Annotated in this window: 2 protein-coding genes; both read right to left on the bottom strand. The window is 74.0% G+C overall.

The annotated features are described in order from the left end of the window. Positions 1-1,031: AAA family ATPase (locus tag GTY56_RS30740; RefSeq protein ID WP_161368559.1), on the bottom strand; the 1,031-nt coding region annotated here is incomplete at its 3' end. A gap of 204 nt (positions 1,032-1,235) precedes the next feature. Continuing rightward, positions 1,236-1,492 (bottom strand): response regulator transcription factor (locus GTY56_RS30735; protein ID WP_161368558.1); only part of this gene is annotated, 257 nt, incomplete at its 5' end.

Genomic DNA, 1,492 nt, shown 5'->3' with positions numbered 1-1,492 from the left:
GCCTCCGCGTACAGCGCCGCCGAGATCAGCGGGTGCGCGAACCGCAGGGCCGGTGCCTCGGGGTCCGTGGCGAGCAGCCCCAGGGCGGCCGCCCGGGCCGTCTCGGCCTCGGCGTGCTCCCGTCCGGCCGCGTGCAGCAGCGCCAGGGTGGGACGGGCGCCGGCGCTGGCCACCAAGAGGGTGCGGCGCGCCTCGTCCGACAGCATCTCCAGCCTGCTCAGCACCAGGGCCCGCAGCGAGGTGGGCACCGGCAGCGGCTCGCCCGGGCGCGGCCGGGCGGGGCTCTCGGCCAGGGCCCGGCCCAGTTCCAGGGCGAAGAGCGGGTTGCCGCCACTGGTGCGGTGGATGTCGCGGATCGTGGAGCGGGACAGGGGCGTGTAGCCGCGGTGGTCGAGCAGGGCCGAGACCTGCGTACGGTTCAGCGGGCCCAGCCGGACGGCGAGGGTGTCGGGCGGGGACGCCGGCAGGTGCCGGTCGTACTCCTGGCCCTCGGTCCGCACCGCGCACAGCATCTGCACGGGCGTGTCACCCAGTCGGCGGGCCGCGAAGCCGAGCAGTTCCGCACTGGCGGCATCCAGCCACTGGAGATCGTCGGCGACCACCAGTACCGGGCCCTTGGCGGCGAGGACACGCAGCGCCGACAGCACCGCCAGGCGCAGCGCGAGCCCGTCCCGCTGGAGCGTGGACTCGCCACGGCCGGTCAGCGCCGACTCCAGGGCGGTGCGCTGGGCACCGGGCAGCGCCCCCGACACGTCCTCCAGGACCAGCCCGAACAGGTCGGCCAGCGCCAGGAAGGGCAGGTGGGATTCCGACTCGGTCGCCGAGCAGCGCAACACCGTCCGCGCCGCACCGCCGTAATCCGCGGCCAGCGCCCGCAGGACCGTGGATTTTCCAATTCCGGCCGGACCGTGGAGCAGCACACTGCCGCCCCGGCCGAGCTGCTCACGGGCCGAGGTGAACAGTTCCTCCCGGCCGATGACCAGGTCGGGGCGGCTCCTGGGAGGCTCCTGGAAGTCCCGTCGCACGGTCACGGCTCCCCTCCCTGTGTCGTGTCCTGGCCAATATTAGGCAACAGCTCATTGAATTTCGGAGGGACGGTGTCGTGAGGGAAATAACAACGGGTGCCGGCGGGCGAATTCATCGGTCTCCCGAATGCGGCGGAACACGAGGCCGGTGCCCCGGCGGGAACGCTCCGGCGAATCGAACGAGCACGTGCGACAGAAAACACCACAAACTTACGGCAACCACCCCGCCCGGCGCGCGGCGACCACGGCCTCGCCCCGGGTGCGGGCCCGCAGCTTCCGCATGGCCGACCGCAGGTACCCCTTGACGGTCTCCGGCGTCACGCCGAGCCGGTCGGCCGCGACGGCGTTCGTCGCACCCGCCGCCACGCACGCCAGGACGTCGACCTCGCGCGGCGCCAGCCCGACCCGGGCCGGCCGGCCGGATTCGGCCGACCCGGCGGGTTCGGCCGTCAGCAGCGCGCACGCGC

Origin of the sequence: Streptomyces sp. SID5643, assembly GCF_009872555.1 — a bacterium.
GTDB classification, from domain to species: domain Bacteria; phylum Actinomycetota; class Actinomycetes; order Streptomycetales; family Streptomycetaceae; genus Streptomyces; species Streptomyces iakyrus.
This window is presented reverse-complemented; position numbering and strand designations above follow the sequence as displayed.